Origin of the sequence: Burkholderia sp. HI4860 (assembly GCF_002223045.2) — a bacterium.
GTDB lineage: Bacteria > Pseudomonadota > Gammaproteobacteria > Burkholderiales > Burkholderiaceae > Burkholderia.
Map to the genome: position 1 here is coordinate 2,702,209 of NZ_NKFO02000001.1, position 16,481 is coordinate 2,718,689.

General features: G+C 68.0%; 14 protein-coding genes. 5 read left to right on the forward strand and 9 right to left on the reverse strand.

Going from position 1 to position 16,481, the window contains the following annotated elements:
• Positions 1-54: 54 nt before the first annotated feature.
• On the forward strand, positions 55-1,143 hold the full coding sequence (locus tag CFB34_RS12055) for an ionic transporter y4hA (RefSeq protein WP_089442288.1): 1,089 nt from the start codon (positions 55-57) through the stop codon (positions 1,141-1,143).
• A gap of 94 nt (positions 1,144-1,237) precedes the next feature.
• On the opposite strand, the gene CFB34_RS12060 is transcribed toward CFB34_RS12055, so the two are convergent.
• From CFB34_RS12060 to CFB34_RS12095, 8 genes are all read right to left on the reverse strand, one after another.
• The gene (locus CFB34_RS12060; protein WP_089442287.1) at positions 1,238-2,371 is read right to left on the reverse strand and encodes a transporter substrate-binding domain-containing protein; all 1,134 of its coding nucleotides are present in this window, start codon (positions 2,369-2,371) and stop codon (positions 1,238-1,240) included.
• A 20-nt stretch (positions 2,372-2,391) separates the two neighbouring features.
• Positions 2,392-3,165 (reverse strand): hypothetical protein, encoded by a 774-nt coding sequence (locus tag CFB34_RS12065; RefSeq protein WP_046548017.1) that lies wholly within the window; start codon positions 3,163-3,165, stop codon positions 2,392-2,394.
• Positions 3,166-3,832: 667 nt separating this feature from the next.
• Positions 3,833-4,657, reverse strand: a complete 825-nt coding sequence (locus CFB34_RS12070; RefSeq protein ID WP_089442286.1) for an amidohydrolase family protein — start codon at positions 4,655-4,657, stop codon at positions 3,833-3,835.
• Positions 4,654-5,676, reverse strand: coding sequence for a hydroxyacid dehydrogenase (locus CFB34_RS12075; protein ID WP_089442285.1), 1,023 nt, complete (start codon positions 5,674-5,676; stop codon positions 4,654-4,656). Before CFB34_RS12075 ends, CFB34_RS12070 begins: the two co-directional genes overlap by 4 nt.
• The gene (locus CFB34_RS12080; protein WP_089442284.1) at positions 5,673-6,743 is read right to left on the reverse strand and encodes a LacI family DNA-binding transcriptional regulator; all 1,071 of its coding nucleotides are present in this window, start codon (positions 6,741-6,743) and stop codon (positions 5,673-5,675) included. The genes CFB34_RS12075 and CFB34_RS12080 overlap by 4 nt, the downstream gene beginning before the upstream one ends.
• Positions 6,744-6,765: 22 nt before the next feature.
• Positions 6,766-8,652 (reverse strand): TRAP transporter large permease subunit, encoded by a 1,887-nt coding sequence (locus CFB34_RS12085; protein WP_089442283.1) that lies wholly within the window; start codon positions 8,650-8,652, stop codon positions 6,766-6,768.
• Positions 8,653-8,655: 3 nt separating this feature from the next.
• Entirely contained in the window at positions 8,656-9,684 is a 1,029-nt protein-coding gene (locus CFB34_RS12090) for a TRAP transporter substrate-binding protein (RefSeq protein WP_089442282.1), read from the reverse strand.
• A gap of 285 nt (positions 9,685-9,969) precedes the next feature.
• Positions 9,970-10,878: a LysR substrate-binding domain-containing protein gene (locus tag CFB34_RS12095; RefSeq protein ID WP_089442281.1), complete on the reverse strand. Its 909-nt coding sequence runs from the start codon at positions 10,876-10,878 to the stop codon at positions 9,970-9,972.
• A gap of 118 nt (positions 10,879-10,996) precedes the next feature.
• Here CFB34_RS12095 and CFB34_RS12100 point away from each other — a divergent pair, with 118 nt between their 5' ends.
• Together CFB34_RS12100 and CFB34_RS12105 are read left to right on the forward strand one after the other, a co-directional pair.
• Complete coding sequence (locus tag CFB34_RS12100; protein ID WP_089442280.1) at positions 10,997-11,935, forward strand: 2-hydroxyacid dehydrogenase; 939 nt, start codon at positions 10,997-10,999, stop codon at positions 11,933-11,935.
• Between the two features lie 73 nt (positions 11,936-12,008).
• Complete coding sequence (locus CFB34_RS12105; RefSeq protein ID WP_089442279.1) at positions 12,009-13,373, forward strand: MFS transporter; 1,365 nt, start codon at positions 12,009-12,011, stop codon at positions 13,371-13,373.
• Between the two features lie 49 nt (positions 13,374-13,422).
• On the opposite strand, the gene CFB34_RS12110 is transcribed toward CFB34_RS12105, so the two are convergent.
• Positions 13,423-14,391, reverse strand: coding sequence for a LysR family transcriptional regulator (locus tag CFB34_RS12110; protein ID WP_089427284.1), 969 nt, complete (start codon positions 14,389-14,391; stop codon positions 13,423-13,425).
• A gap of 362 nt (positions 14,392-14,753) precedes the next feature.
• Between CFB34_RS12110 and CFB34_RS12115 the strand changes: the two genes are divergently transcribed.
• Both CFB34_RS12115 and CFB34_RS12120 read left to right on the forward strand, forming a co-directional pair.
• Complete coding sequence (locus tag CFB34_RS12115; RefSeq protein WP_089442278.1) at positions 14,754-15,929, forward strand: HPP family protein; 1,176 nt, start codon at positions 14,754-14,756, stop codon at positions 15,927-15,929.
• A gap of 131 nt (positions 15,930-16,060) precedes the next feature.
• Positions 16,061-16,474, forward strand: coding sequence for a helix-turn-helix domain-containing protein (locus CFB34_RS12120; protein WP_089442277.1), 414 nt, complete (start codon positions 16,061-16,063; stop codon positions 16,472-16,474).
• Positions 16,475-16,481: the final 7 nt, after the last annotated feature.

The window sequence follows — 16,481 nt, forward strand, 5'->3', positions numbered from 1 at the left end:
TCGTCAACCCGTGACGGCGCGTCGCGCGCCGCCGCTCGCATAAGGAAACCCTCCATGCCGCTCTCGTCCAACCAGCTCCCGCGCTGGACCCTCGTGGCCCCGCTTGCCGCCTGGCTGGTCCTCGCGCTGTCGCGCGTCGTACCGGCCGAAGGCCTCGTCATCGCGGTGTTCGCCGCCGCCCTCGCCAGCGCCGTGTTCGCCGCCGTCCACCATGCCGAAGTCGTCGCGCACCGCGTCGGCGAACCGTTCGGCACGCTCGTGCTCGCGGTCGCCGTGACCGTCATCGAAGTCGCGCTGATCGTGTCGGTGATGCTCGGCGCGGGCCCCGAGAAATCGGGCCTCGCGCGCGACACCGTGTTCGCCGCCGTGATGATCATCTGCAACGGCATCGTCGGTATCTGCCTGCTGGTCGGCGCGTGGAAGCACGGCGAACAGGACTTCCAGGGGCGTGGCGCCAGCAAGGCGCTCGCGGTGCTGGCGTCGCTGTCGGTACTGTCGCTCGTGATGCCGAACTACCTGAACGCCGCGCCGGGCCCGTTCTTCTCGAAATCGCAGCTCGCGTTTGCCGGCGTGTCGTCGCTCGTGCTGTACGGCGCGTTCGTGTTCGTGCAGACCGTGCGCCACCGCGACTACTTCCTCGCCGAGCACGACAGCGCGAACGAGGCCGTCCACGCGGCAGCGCCGAGCAACCGCACCGCCGTGATCAGCATGCTGCTGCTGTTCGCGAGCCTCGTCGCGGTCGTGCTGCTCGCGAAGCTGCTGTCGCCGGCCGTCGAGCACGCGGTGATGAAGCTCGGCGCGCCCGAAGCCGCGGTCGGTATCGTGATCGCCGCGCTCGTGCTGCTGCCGGAAGGGCTCGCAGCCGTCACCGCCGCGCGCGCGAACCGCCTGCAGACCAGCATGAATCTCGCGCTCGGTTCGGCGCTCGCGAGTATCGGGTTGACGATCCCGACCGTCGCGGCCGTGTTCATCTGGGTCGGCCAGCCGCTCACGCTCGGCATCGGCCCGATGGAAACCGTGCTGCTGGCGCTCACGCTGCTGGTCAGCACGCTGACGCTCAGCCAGGGGCGTACGACGGTGCTGCACGGCGTCGTGCACCTGTCGCTGTTCGCCGCTTACCTGTTCCTGTCGATCACGCATTGACGCAGAAAAGCGCGCGGCCCGGCGGATTACCTCCGCCGGGCCGCGCGCCGTCTTTCACGTCCCTTCAGCTTCCTTCGTTCACGTCACGCCGCCGTCACCGCACCGGAATCACCAGATGCTGGCCCGCCAGGATCAGGTTCGGGTTGGCGAGGTTGTTGCGGCGTTGAATCTCGCGATAGCGCTGGCCGCTGCCGAGCTTGCTCGCGGCGATCATGTTCAGCGTGTCCCCCGCCTTCACCACGTACGTATGCTCGCCCGACGCGGCCGCGGTCGTCACCGCCTGGTCGCTGACGAAGTACTTGCGCAGCAGGTCGAGATACTGCGGCGACTGCTTGAGCTTCGCGATCGCGGCGTTCAGGTAGATCAGCAGATCCTGATCGTCGGCGCGCACGCCGATCTTGTACGCGATGTTCGAGCCGTCGAGCTTGGTCACCGCGAACTTCAGGTCGGTGTCCTTGATCGAGCTGACCGCGAACGGATAGTCGTAGATGAACGCGTCGACCGTATGGCCGTCGATGCTCTTCGCGATGAAGGCCGGATCGGAATCGTCGACTTCGACGAACTTCACGTTCGGGTACTGGCGCGTGACGAACGCACGCACGTCCGGGTCGCCCTTCAGGATGCCGACCGTCTTGCCCGCGAGATCGTCGGTCGAGCGGATCGCGGAGCCCTGCCGCACGATCAGCGAATAGCCGAAATCGTCGACGTACGGCACCGAATAGACGACGCCCGACGGCGTGTTGTCCGGGAACGTCAGCCCGTCCATCGCCACGTCGACCACGTGGTTCCCCTTCGCATCCGTATCGAGCAGCTGCTTCGGCACACCCGGGTACGTGTCGACCTCGCGTCGCGTATCGACGACGACCGGCTTGCCGCCGTGCGAGAACGACGGGTCCGCGAACAGCAGCCGCGCGAATTCGACGTTGAAGCCGTGCGGTGTGCCCTTGTCCTCGCCGAAGAACGGTTCGCTCGGGTTCTGCACGGAGATCCGCACGATGCCGTTTTCGGCAATCGATTTCAGCGTGCTGGCGTGCGGCGTGAAGCCGGCCGGCAGCACGTTGGACGACGGCGACGTCTGCGTGGACGGGCCGCTGTCACCGCCTTGCGCGGACGTCGAGGCCGGGGCCGCGTCATGCGCGGGAATCAGCGTCGACAGGCCGCCCTGATGCACGATCCATACGCCGACGAGCACGACCAGAAATGCGATGGCGCCAAGAAGTTTTTTCATGGTTGCGAGCCTGCAGGAAGTTATTGTTGTTTCGACGGCAGTTGCGCGGGGGTCGTCGCGTCGAGCCCGGGCGCGTGCGGCGCGTTCATCACCGCCTGCTGCTGTGCCTGCTTGACCTCGGGGTTATCCATCAGCGACGTCTCCATTTCGGAAAACGCCTTGTTGACCGAGCGCATCACCGAATCGACGGCCACGTCGGTCTTGATCTGCTCGAACGTGTCGGACGCCTGCCGGCCCGCGAGCTTGTTCATCTGCTGCGCGGCCTGCGACATGTCCCACATCGCCTTCGCGCGGTCGATCGCCGACGCGAAATTCTTCAGTTCGGCCTGCACCTGCTTGTAACGCCCCTCGCGAAACGAGAGCAGCTGCTTCATCGTGTCGAGCTGCTGCCGGAAGCGTGGCGCGTCGTCCGGATACTGCTTCTCGAACAGCTCCGTCTTGTTCTCGAAATTCTTCACCTCGGTGCGGAACGCGGTGATGCTGTCCGCGAACTTCTGGGCCGCCTGGCGCTTCTCCGCGAGCTGGTTGATCAGCGTCTCGATCGGATTCGCCTGCGCCTCCTGGACGATCATCTTCACCTTCTGGTTCGCGAACTTCATCGCAACGACCGGCGCGAAATAGATCGCGCCGAGGCCGATCACGCCCGCCGTGACCAGCGCGATCACCCCCTTCAGGATGAACAACGCCGCCGGTGCCGCGATCGCGACGCCGGCGATGATGATCGCCCACTTGATCAGCTTGACCTTGCCACTCCCCGAACTGCCGTTTGCTTCTTCATTCGAAAGCTGCGACATGAGTTTTTCTCCTTGAACCTCGAACCGAACTGCTTGCGTTTGCTTTTTCAAGCTCAATCGAAATGCTTCGGACTCCGGTGCCGCCGGGCAGTCAGGCAGGCCGGCGGCGCAATACAAGGACGGGCGCGACGGACGTCACGAGACGCCGGTGTAGGCGCCGTTCAGGATGCGATGGTGAGGAGCGGCAGACGACGCTGCGATGCGGCGCGCCCAACGGGCGCCGTTCATCGTCGCGGCTCGCGCGCGGACGGGAAAGTGTACCGATGCACGGTACGAAACGGGATGACGGATACGTGACGCGACGGGCGTCGGGAGAAGCATGGTTCCGGCGGGCCGACAAACGCGGGGCCGGTATTCCGGTACGAGTGCGTAAAGGCTCATCGTTGTTCTTTTGCGTATCGCGGGTGCAGGAACCGCGCGGCCGGCGCGTCCCGCTCCACATGCACGGACGTATCCTGCGCCGACCGGCATGCAGCGTCAAGCAGTTGTCGCAGTGCAGCGAAGCTGCCGCGTTCCTCCGCTGGAACACCGGCAGCGAGATAGCTTTCAGCACGGTAAGGATCGACAGGACTGCGACCTGTCGGGCTCGGTCAGGATTGCTTGGCATCGCTTGCGCAAGCTTCCGGATTGAAAGCTTGTGACGCTCGGCCTCGTCCTGGCGGACGACTCAGAATCCGTAAAGGACGGTCGGGTTGTCGACCAGAATCGCGCGACTGACCGCGTCGTCCGCGGTGCAGTCGTCCAGCCAGCCGAGCAGGCGCAGGTCGTCGGGGACCGGCGACGCGTTCGGGTGCGGCCAGTTGCTGCCCCATACGCATCGCGCCGAATGGTGGCGCGCCAGCACGGCGGCGAGACGCGCGACATCGTCATAGCCGGGCGCGCCCGAGCGCGACGTCTCGTACGGCGCGGACAGCTTCACCCAGGCGTGGCCGCGGTCGAGCAGGCGCCGCAGCGCGAGAAACGCAGGCGCGTCCGGTGCGACGGGCGTCAGGAACTTGCCCGTGTGATCGACCACGACCCGGGCCGGTAGCGAGGTCAGCAACGGCACGACCTCGGGCAGCGTCCGGCCGTCGAGCTGCAGGTCGACGTGCCAGCCAAGCGGCGCGATCCGCGCGGCTACGCTCTCCAATTCGTCCCATCGCGCCAGGCCGCCCGCCAACGTCATGAACCGGACGCCGCGCACGCCTGCCGCGTGCAATCGCGTCAGTTCGGCATCCGGCACGTCGGCCGGCAACGTCGCAACGCCGCGCGCCTGCGGGCCGAATGCGGCCAGCGCGTTGAGCAGGCAACGGTTGTCGACACCATAGCCGGTCGGCTGCACGATCACGACGCGGGCCAGGCCGAGCGTCTGCTGCACCCGGCGATATGCCTCCACCGGCGCGTGCGGCGGACGGAAGGTCGCCGTCGGCGCGAGCGGATACGCGTCGTCATAGATGTGGATGTGGCAATCGCATGCGTCGGCCGGCCGCCCGGTGGGTGTGTCGGGTCTCATCGCGCGCCCGCCCCGGTATCGGCCCCTGCCGTGCGCCAGCGCGCCAGCCGCGACGCGTGCGCCGCGTTGACGGCACCGCGCGGCACGTTTCCGGCGAGCAGCGCGGCAAGCTGATCGACCGTCTCCAGCGCCTGGTGCTCGACCGCGGGCAGCGTCAGGCCGCCGACATGCGGCGTCGCGATCACGCGTGGATGCGCGGCGAGCGCGGGCGTCGGCATCTGGTCCGGCGCGCGCCCGACGTCGATTGCACAGCCCGCGAGCCGGCCGGTGTCGAGCGCATCGAACAGCGCCTGCTCGTCGACGAGTTCGCCGCGCGACGCATTGATGAAATACGCGCCCGGCTTCATGGCCGCGAACGCGCCCGCATCGATCAGGTTCGCGGTGGCCGGCGTCGCCGGCGCGAGGCACACGACGAAATCGGCCGCCTGCAACAGCGCCGCGAAGTCGACCTGTTCAAGCGTCGGCGCATCGACGCGCACGTACGGATCGCTGACGAGCACGCGCATCCCGAGCGCCGTCGCGATCGGCGCCAGGTGGCGCGCGATCTGTCCGTAACCGATCAGGCCGAGCGTGCTGCCGCGCAATTCGCGCCCCATCTGCGGCACGGGCGGCGTCCGTTGGTGGTAGGCCGACGCATAACGGCCGATACCGCGCGCGAGATCGATCATCGTGCCGATCACCCACTCGGCGACCGCCGGCGCGAAGCCGGGGCTCGCCTGCGTGACCAGCACGCCGAACGCGCTCGCCGCGTCGACGTCGACGGTGCGGATATCGACCGCGCAGCGCAGGAACGCCGCCAGCGCGGGCAGCCCGGCGAACAGCGCACGCGGCGCGGGCGTCTGCCGGTACGCGATCATCGCATCGCAACCCTGCGCGGCCGCGATCAGTTCGTCCGTGCCCAGCTCGTGGTCGAGCGGGTTGCACGTGACGTCCGCGATCGCCTGCAGCGCGCGCATGGCCTTCGCGCCGAAATAGCGGTCGAGCATCCCCGACGGATGCGTGACGAAGACGCGCGTCATGCTGCGCCTCCGTGCGAATGGTCCGCTTGCGGCGGCGGCGCGACCGAGGCGCGCTCGATGAGCGTCACGCCGGAGAATACGTGCGGCTCGCGCGCCAGCGGCATGTCGCCGTCCGCCCGCATCACGCGCCGCACCATGTCCTCGGCCATCGCGGTGACGGGCAATTGCACCGTGGTCAGCGCCGGATTGGAAATCGCCGACAGGAAATGACCGTCCATCCCGACGACCGACACGTCGTCCGGCACGCGCAGGCCGCCATCGCGCAACCCGGCCATCAGGCCGAGCGCGAACAGGTCGTTGACCGCGACGATGCCGGTCGGCCGCGCCGGATCGGCGGCAAGCGCGACACCCAGCGCGCGCCCCACGTCGACGATCACGGCGTCGCCGTACTCGTTCGCCGGACCGCCGTCGAGCACCCGCGCGTGTACGTCGACGCCCGCCTCGCGTGCCGTCTCGAGAAAGCCGCGGATCTTGTCGCTGCGGCTCACCGTCATGCCGGCGACCGTCGCGAACGCGAGCCGCCGGTGTCCCGCATCGACCAGGCAACGCGTCGCGAGCCGCGCGGCGGCCTCGTTGTCGGCCGTGACGTGTTCGACCTTCGACCGTTCGCCGGGCGTCGCGCGCCGGTCGTAGCTCACTACCGTCATCCCGCGCTCGGCCGCGCGCTCGAGGTGGCTTTCGTCGGCCAGCGACGAAATCACGATCACGCGCCGCACGCCATGCGCGAACAGGTCGTCGAAGAACGATGCTTCCTTCTTCGCATCGCGATACGTATTGCCGATCAGCACGCGATGGCCGTACCGCTCCTGCGCGCAGGCCTCGACCTCGCGCGCGATATAGCCGTACATCGGGTTCGCCATCGACGGCACCAGCAGCCCGACGAGCGGCGTCTGCCCGGTCTTGAGCTGGCGCGCGAGCGTGCTGGGCCGGTACTGCAGCGCTTCCATCGCGGCCTTCACGCGTTCGAGCGTTTCCTGCTTCATCTGGTCGGTGCGGCCGTTGAGCACGTTCGAAACCGTGCTGACCGAAACGGCTGCATGACGGGCCACGTCCTGAATCGTACTCATGTCGTCTTGCTGTAAAAGGCGGCTACAGGCCGAAATGGGCCGGCAGCCACAACGAAAACGCCGGCACGAGAATCAGCGCCACGAGGGCGGCGACCAGCACCAGCAGATATTTCACCATCGGCCGCGCGACGTGCCGGACCTCGGTGCCCGTGATCGCGCAGGTCGTGAACAGACCGAGTCCGACCGGCGGCGCGAACAGGCCGAGCCCCATCGCCACCACCACGACCGTGCCGAAATGCAGCGGGTTGATGCCGAGCTGCAGCGCGATCGGCGCAAGCAGCGGCCCGAAGATGATCAGCGCCGGCGCCCCCTCGAGCACCGCGCCGAACACGATCATGACCAGCGCCGCGAGCAGCAGGAACATCGTCGCGCCGTACTGATGGGCGAACGCGGTCATTGTGCCCGAGACCAGCGCCGGAATTTGCTCGATCGACAGCGCGAACGACACGCTCGACGCCGCGGCGACGATGAACAGGATGCCGCCGGCCATCGACGCCGCACGCACGAACACGCGCCCGACCGACCGCCAGGTCAGCTCGCGAAACGCGAGCCAGCCCGCCACGAGCGCGTAGACCACCGCGAACGCGGATACCTCGGTCGACGTCGCGATCCCCGACGTCACGCCCTTGCCGATCATCGCGACCATCACCAGCGCGACCAGCGCGCCGCCCGCGAGCGGCAGCCACGCGCGGCGTTCCGTGAACACCGACGCGACGTCGATCCTGCGCCCGGTGATCACCGTGACCACCGCGAGCGATGCGGCCAGCACCGCGGCCGGCACGATGCCCGCGACGAACAGCCCGGCAATCGAGATGTTCGCGACGAAGCCCATGATGATCATGTTCACGCACGGCGGGATGGTCTCGGCCATCACCGCGCTGCACGCGAGCAGCGCGGCCGTTTCGTCGGGATCCTGGCGCGCACGGCGCACCGCCGGCATCACGACGCCGCCGACGGCCGCGATGTCGGCGAGCTTGGAGCCCGACACGCCGGAAAAGCAGGCCGTCGCGAGAATCACGATCAGGCCGAGCCCGCCGCGCACGCGCCCGAAGATCCGCAGCAGCAGCTCGACGAGCCGCGCGGACATGCCGTTCGATTCCATCAGCAGCCCGGCCAGCACGAAGAACGGCACGGCGAGCAGCACGAAGTGATCGGCACCGGCCATGACCTGCTGCGAATAGACGAGCAGCGGCAGGGTCGGGTCGGCGAGGAAATACAGCAGCGCCGAGAACGCGAGCACGAAGCCGATCGGCACGCCCAGCACGAGCCCGCCGACGAAACCGGCCGCCAGCAGCAGGCCCGGCGCGATCGCGTGCGCCGGCACCAGCGCATTCCATCCGTACAGCGCGGCCGCGATTCCTGCGCAGCATGCGAGCGTGCCGATTACCCGGCGGCGCGGCGCGTTAAGCGCGTTCGCCAGCGCGAACACGGTCATGAACAGCGCGCCGAACATCATCGGGTACACGTTGATCCAGCCCGGCAGCCCGCCCGGCGTCAACTGGTCGTACGAATCGGCCAGCAACTGACACGACGACACCAGCAGGTTCAGCGAGACGGCCGCGACGATCCAGTGGCCGATCTGCACGAGCGCGCCCTGCCAGCGCGCGGGGAACGCGCCGCGAAACAGGTCGATGCCGACATGCTGGCTGCGCCCGAGCACCGTCGCCGCACCGAAGAACACCAGCACGATCATCAGCGCACTCGCGACTTCTTCGGTCCAGTCGAGCGGGTCGTGCAGGAAATAACGACACACGACCGACACGAACACGACCAGCACATCGACGGCCAGCACGGCCGCGGACACGTATTCGATCGCGCGCAGCATCGCGTCCAGCACCCGCGCGCCGCGGCGTGCCGGGCGGCCGGCGCCGGGCGCCGCCGCGGCGCCCGAAACGGAACAGGTCTCCATCGTTCAGCCCCGCCCGGCGGCGATCGCCGGAAACAGCGGCGCGGTCGCCGGATACTGCGTGGCGAATGCCGTATAGAGCCGGTCGTGCATCGTCTGCCGCAACGCCGCGCGTTCGGCCGGCGCCATCGGATGGAAGCGCATGCCGTGCTGCTTCAGCGCCTGCTCGGCCTGGTCGGCCTTCTGCGCGGCAATCGCGCGCTGCTGCGCGGTGGCGTCGGCTACCGCGCGATCGAACGCGGGACGCAGGTTCGCCGGAATCCGGTCGAGCGCACGCCGCCCCATCACGACGGTCATCGCCGCAAACACGTGCTGCGATTGCCAGCACGACTTCACCACTTCGTCGAACTTGCTCGCGAGCACCGTGGCCGGATCGTGCTCGAGCCCGTCGACGACACCCGTCTGCACGGCCATGTACAGCTCGCCGAACGGAATCGGTGTCGGCACCGCCCCCACCGCCTTGAAGGTGTCCATGAATGCGGGCGTCGGCAGCACGCGAAGCTTCGTGCCTTTCAGCCCCTGCAGCGCCAGCACGGGCTGCTTCGTGAACACGCAGCGCCCGCCGAAATGCGAGCCCCAGGTCAGCACCGAGCAGCCCGCGCGCTTTTGCAGCAGCGCGTTCAGGCTGGCACCGACCGGGCCGTCGAGCACTTTCGCGACATGCGCATAGCTGTCGAACAGATAGCCGAGATCGAGCATGCCGAGCTCCGGCGCCACCGTCGCCCAGATCGACGAACCCGCGATCATCATGTCGATCGCGCCGATCTTGACCTGCTGCACGACATCGCTCTCCTTGCCGAGCTGGCTGTTCGGAAAGTAGTCGACCCGGATCGCGTCGCCGACACTCGCCTTCAGGTTCGCGGCAAGACGCTCGTACCACACGTAGTGCGCAGCGTTCTGGTCGGCCGGCATCGACGACGAGCAACGCAGCGTCACGACCGGCTGCGCGCGCACGGCTTCCGGCAAGCCGCCTGCGGCCGCGAGCGTCGCGGCGGACACCGTCTGCAGAAAGCGCCGCCGGGTGTAGGTATTCATGGGCCGTCTCCTTTGCGATGGCGTCTCACGACGCACTGTATCGATTTAGTGTATCGATACAGTAATACGACGACCGACGAGATAAAAATGAGGGTTTTCCCGTGACGAGGGTGGAAATCAGGGATATTCGGCGTCTATTTCCGGTCGATTTCTTTGCAAATCAATGGAATTCACGCTGATTCCGAAATGACCCGGAAATGATTCGAGCGGGCACCTCAAATCGTCAGACGACAGACTTTAAACCCGGCAGACAGGCGAGACGCTCGCGCGAGTCGCCCCTCGCCTCTATGCGCCCGCTTCGTCGGCGCTCTCCGTCAGGAACCGCTCGACCATCGCGTTGAACACCGGCAGCGCCGGGTTGTCGTTGTCCGCGCGCCACGCGAGATACAGCTCGGCCGCCACGTCGGCGCCCGCCAGCGGCCGGAACACCACGCCGTCAACATGCAGTTCGCGCGCCGATGCCGGCACGAGCGCGGCACCGAGCCCCGCGCGCACGAGGCCGAGGATCGTATGCGTCTGCCCGACGTAATGCAGGTAGTTCGGCAGCCGCCCCGCGTTCGCGAACAGGCCCGAGATCAGGTCGTGGAAGTATTTCCCCTCGTTCGGCGAATACGCGATGAACGGCTGCCGGTCGAGCTCGTCGGGGCCGATGCGCTCGCACGCGACGAGCGGCGCGCCCTCCGCGACCGCGACCAGCATCGGCTCGCGCTGCACGAGCCGGTATTCGAGCGGCTGGCGCGCGGCGCGCTGACGCACGAAGCCCGCATCGAGCATCCGCGACGCCAGCGCATCGATCTGTACGGTCGACACCATCTCGCGCAATTCGATGTCGACGTCCGGCAGCGCGTGCGCGGCGTGCGCCAGCAGCATCGGGATCATCCGGTACGCGCTGACCGCCGTGAAGCCGAGCGTGACGCGGCCCGCGCCGCCATGTGCGACGCGCTGCGCGGCCTGCTCGGCCCGTGCGGAGAATTCGAGGATGTGCCGCGCGTCGCGCAGAAAGCGCTCGCCGGCCGCGGTCAGGCTGACCTGCCGGCTGCTGCGTTCGAGCAGCGCGATGCCGAGCGCATGCTCGAGCAACTGGATCTGCCGGCTGAGCGGCGGCTGGGTCATGAAGAGCCGCCGCGCAGCGCGACCGAAATGCAGCTCCTCGGCGACCGCGACGAAACAGCGAAGCTGGTGCAGTTCAATCATCCAATTCTTGAATCAATCGATAGTCTTTTGATGTTAGACGCATATCGATGCGATTTCTATACTCGGTTGCACCTGATGCGCGGCACGGCCCGCACCGCGCACGACGACCGAGACCTTCATGACCATCGACATCCTCCTCACCCAGCCGCTCCCCGACGCCATCGACGCCGAACTGTCCGCCCGTTACGCCGTGCACCGGCTGTATGCGGCCGAGCAGCCGGACGCGTTGCTCGACCGCGTCGCCGCACGCATTCGCGGTGTCGTGACCGGCGGCGCGAACGGCCTCGCCGCCGCGCTGATGGACCGGCTGCCCGCGCTCGAGATCGTCGCGATCAGCGGCATCGGCACCGACGCCGTCGATCTCGACCGCGCGCGGGCACGCGGCATCCACGTGACGACGACGCCCGACGTGCTGACCGACGACGTCGCCGACATGGCGATGGGGCTGATCCTGATGACGCTGCGCGACCTCGGCGCCGGCGAGCGCATCGTGCGCGCCGGCCGCTGGGGCAAGACGGCCCAGCCGCTCGCGACGCAGGTGACCGGCAAGCGGCTCGGCATCGTCGGGCTCGGCCGCGTCGGCCGCGCGATCGCACAGCGCGCGCAGGCGTTCCGGATGCCTGTGAGCTACTTCAGCCCGCGCGAGCATCGCGACAGCGGCTATCGCTTCGTGCCCGACCTCGCCGCGCTCGCGCGCGACAGCGACGTGCTCGTGATCGCGGCATCGGCCGATCACGGCAACGTGCTCGTGACCGCCGACGTGCTGGCCGCGCTCGGCCCCAAAGGATTCCTGATCAATGTCGCACGCGGCAAGCTGGTCGACGAAGCCGCGCTGATTCGCGCACTCGCCGACGGCACGATCGGCGGCGCCGGCCTCGACGTATTCACGAACGAGCCGCACGTGCCGGCCGAATTGCTCGAGCTCGACCGTGTCGTCGTGCAGCCGCACCGGGCGAGCGCGACCCGCGAAACCCGCGAAGAGATGGGCCGGATCGTGCTGGCCAACCTCGCCGCGTGCTTCGCGGGCCAGCGCCCGCCGACCAGCGTCACACGTTGATCGCAGCCCACCGCACGGCTGCCCCTCGTTACAACACCGGATGCCTCCGCATGACGGAGGCCAGGAGACACGCATGCCCAATCGATCCAGCGGCGCCGCCCTCGCCGCGTCACCCGCCGCCTCGCGCACGATCGGCCGCGTCCGCTATGCGGTCCTCGCGCTGATTTTCGCGGTCACCGTCATCAACTATGCGGATCGCGCGACGATGTCGATCGCCGGCACCGGCGTCGCGCACGACCTCGGGCTGACGCCCGTGCAGCTCGGCATCGTCTTTTCCGCGTTCGCGTGGGCCTATGCGATCGGGCAGATTCCCGGCGGCTGGCTGCTCGACCGCTTCGGCGCACGACGCGTGTACGGCCTGAGCCTGCTGCTGTGGTCGGTGTTCACGATGCTGCAGGGCACGGTCGGCTGGCTCGCCGTGCAAGGCGCGTCCGCCACGCTCGCGCTGTTCGTCATGCGCTTCATGCTCGGCCTCGTCGAATCGCCGGCGTTCCCGGCCAATTCGAGAATCGTCGCGTGCTGGTTCCCGACCGCAGAACGCGGCACGGCGTCGGCCCTGTTCAATTCCGCGCAGTACATGGCCGTCGTGCTGTTCACGCCCGCGATGGCATGGCTCACGCATGCGCTCGGCTGGGAGCACGTGTTCCTGTGGATGGGGATGCTCGGCATCGCGCTCGCCGCGCTGTGGTTCGCGTGGTATCGCGAACCGCACGGCCACCCGCGCGTGAGCGACGCGGAGCGCGACTACCTGCGCGCGCACGGCGCGCTCGTCGATCTCGAAGCGAACCGCGTGCGCCATCGGCCGCGTGTGTCGTGGCACGACGTGTCGCAACTGTTCCGCCACCGGAACCTGTGGGCGATCTACATCGGCCAGTACTGCATCACGGCACTCACCTACTTCTTCATCACGTGGTTCCCGATCTACCTGATCAAGGGGCGCGGGATGACGATCATGGAGGCCGGCTGGGTCGCCGCGCTGCCGGCGATCTGCGGCTTCACGGGCGGCGTGCTCGGCGGCGTGCTGTCGGACTGGCTGATCCGGCGCGGCATGCACCCGTCGAAGGCGCGCAAGACGCCGTTCGTCGTGGGGATGGCGATGGCGACGCTGCTCGTGCTGGCGAACGGCGCATCGTCGAATGCGGTCGTGATCGCGCTGATGACGATCGCGTTCTTCGGCAAGGGGCTCGCGGCGGTCGGCTGGGCCGTGCTCGCCGATACCGCGCCGGAAGGCATGGTCGGGCTGAGCGGCGGCGTGTTCAATGGCCTCGGCAACATCGCCGGGATCGTCACGCCGCTCGTGATCGGCTATTTCGTCGCCAGCACCGGCTCGTTCGCCGGCGCCTTGTGGTTCGTCGCCGCGCACGGGCTGCTCGGCATTGCCGCCTACGCGTGGCTCGCGGGACGCTTCGAGCGGATTCGCATCGCGCCGCGCGCATGAACTTAACCGCGGCCCGTGCAGTTCGCGCGGCGCACGCCCGCGCGGATCGTCATGCGCGCTTGCGGCCGCCCGGCGTCAGTTCGGTCGTCAGCCGGTCGAGTTCGCGCAGGTCGTTCTCCAGCGCGGGCGTGAGCGTCGTGCGCAGGTGGTCGAGGAACGTGCGGATCTTCGCGTCGAGATAGCGGCGCGTCGCGTAGACGGCATACACGCTCACCGTCTGCAGCCGGTACTCCGGCAGCACGCGGATCAGCCGCCCTTCGCGGATGTCGTCGAGCACCGTATACAGCGCGACGCACGCGATCCCGCGCCCGGCGCGCACCGCGACGCACAGCGCGTCCGGCACGTTGACCTGGAACGGCGCGGGCTGCAGCTCGTAGACGGCCTCCTCGCCGTCGCTGCGCTCGAGCCGCCATTCGCCGGCCGGCGACGCAGGCGTGTCGAGCCGCAGGCACACGTGGTTCGGCAATTCGTCGGGCGACTGCGGCGTGCCGTGGCGCGCCAGGTATTCGCGCGACGCGACGAGCACGCTGCAGCTCGTGCCGCAGGTTTGCGCGACATAGCCCGAATCGGGCAGTTGCGACGCCGTCACGATCGATACGTCATAGCCCTCCTCGACGAGATTCGGCATCCGCTGCGCGAGCGTCAGTTCGACCGACACGTCGGGGTTGTCCTCCTGGTAGCGGACGATCGACGACACGACATGACTCTGCCCGAGCCCCGTCATCGCATGGATGCGCATCTTGCCGCTCGGCCGCAGCAGTGCATTGCGCGCCTCCGCGTTCGCGTAGTCGATCTCCGCGAGGATCGATTTCGCGCGCTCGAAATAGCGTTCGCCGCTTTCGGTGAGGCCGAGGTGGCGCGTCGTGCGATGCAGCAGCCGCGTCTGTACGTGCGCTTCGAGGTTCGATACCGCGCGCGACACCTGCGCGGTGGTCGCGTCGATTTCCTTCGCGACCGCAGTAAAACTGCCGGATTCGACAACGCGCACGAACAGGCGCATGTTTTCGAGCATGTCCATTGAATTGGCTTGGGGGAGTCAGTGGGGAGGCGTCGGCAGCCCTCGCGTCAGGTGGGGAACGGAACGCAGCCGCGAACCACGTCGAATCGATCACCGTGCCGGGAGAAAGGCGGGAGAGCGGGCATCGCGTACGGGGTTCTGGCATGACGGGGGATTCAGTGGCCCGAATTGTACGCCGCTGCAGACAAATTTGCGCGGATCTGCGGCCCGCAAACTCTCATCCGATGAAAGGTTCTTGCAAGCAACGCGCGTCGCGCACGTGCAACGGCCTGATGCAGCGCGACAATTTGTATCACAACACGATATAATTCGCCGCTTGTCGCTGCGCGCCTCCGCGCCGTCACTCTTACCGCTTACCGTCCATGTCGTCAGGCTCCCCTTCGTCGCGCCGCACGTTGCGGCAATGGCTGCACAGCTTCATTCCCCATCCGATGTCGCTGGGCTGGCGCGAGCGCCTGCGTTCGTGCACGGGCGCGCTCGTCGGCATCGCGACGGTCGGCGTGACGATGCGGCTGCTGCCCGGCGTGCCGGGGCTCGTGCCGTTGCTCGTCGCGCCGATGGGCGCGTCGGCCGTGCTGCTGTTCGCGGTGCCGGCGAGCCCGCTCGCGCAACCGTGGTCGATCATCGGCGGCAATCTCGTCGCGGCGACGGTCGGTGTCGCGTGCGCCCAATGGATCGCCGATCCGATCACGGCCGCCGCGGTCGCGATCGCGTGCGCGATCGGCGGCATGTTCGTGCTGCGCTGCGTGCACCCGCCGTCGGGCGCGGTCGCGCTCACGGCCGTGGTCGGCGGCCCCGCGATCCATTCGCTCGGGTTCAGTTTCGTGCTCGAGCCGATCGCGCTGCAATCGGCCATCCTGCTGTCGGCCGCGCTCGCCTATCACGCGCTGACCGGGCACCGCTACCCGCACGGCGGCGTGCGCCCCGACGCGAAACCGCAGGCAGGCGGCGCCGCACCCGCGCGCGGCGGCTTCACGCGCGGCGACCTCGATGCCGTGCTGAAGCGCCGCGGGGAATGGCTCGACGTCGATCCGGACGACCTCGAAGCGCTGCTGCGCGAAACCGAGATGCAGGCTTATACGCGCACCTTCGGCCAACTCTCGTGCGCCGACCTGATGACGAAGCATGCGATCGAAGTCGCGCCGTCGACGTCGGTGACGGCCGCGCTCACGCTGCTCGACCGCCACCGCGTGAAGGCGCTGCCGGTCGTCGACGGCGAAGGCCGCCTGACCGGCATCGTCACGCGCGCCGACCTCACGCGCCAGCTGCGCCGTCCGACCCCGCTGTGGCAGCGCCTGTCGGCACGCCTGCCGCAATCGTTCGGCGGCCAGCCGCCAAGCGTCGCCACCGTGATGACGCGCGACGTCGCGTGCGTGCCGGAAACGATGCCGATCACCGCGCTTGTCCCGCTGTTTACGCATTCGGGCCACCACCACATTCCGGTCGTCGATGCATCGCGGCGGCTCGTCGGGATCATTACGCAGACGGATCTCGTCACGGGCCTCTATCGGCAGACGCAAATGCTCGAGGCCGCGTAGCGCATGCAGCGCACGTAGCACCACTTAACGGCCGACACAACGCGGAGTGCATTTTATTCGCCGCCATTCGACCATTTATATCATGTTGTGATATATTCATCGCTACCGAAACCGACTGACCGACCGCCCCGATGAACGATACCCGACGCGCGCTGACGAAAGGCGATTTCCAGCAACTGTCCGAGTTCCGCTACCAGATGCGCCGCTTCGAGCGCTTCTCCGAACGCGCCGCGCAAAGCGAAGGCGTGACGCCGCTGCAATACCTGCTGCTGCTGCACATCAAGGGCTATCCGCATCGCGAATGGGCGACCATCGGCGAACTCGCGGAACGCCTGCAGGCGCAGCATCACGGCGTCGTCGCGCTGGTCACGCGCTGCGAAGCGCTCGGCCTCGTGAAGCGCAAGACGAGCGAAGCGGATCGCCGCCAGGTCGAGGTCCACCTCGAGCCAGCCGGCGAAACGCTGCTCGCGCGTCTCGCGGCCATGCATCGCGCCGAGCTGAAGTCGCTCAAGGACGCGTTCCAGGTTCCCCAGATCGATTACTGACCCCTGC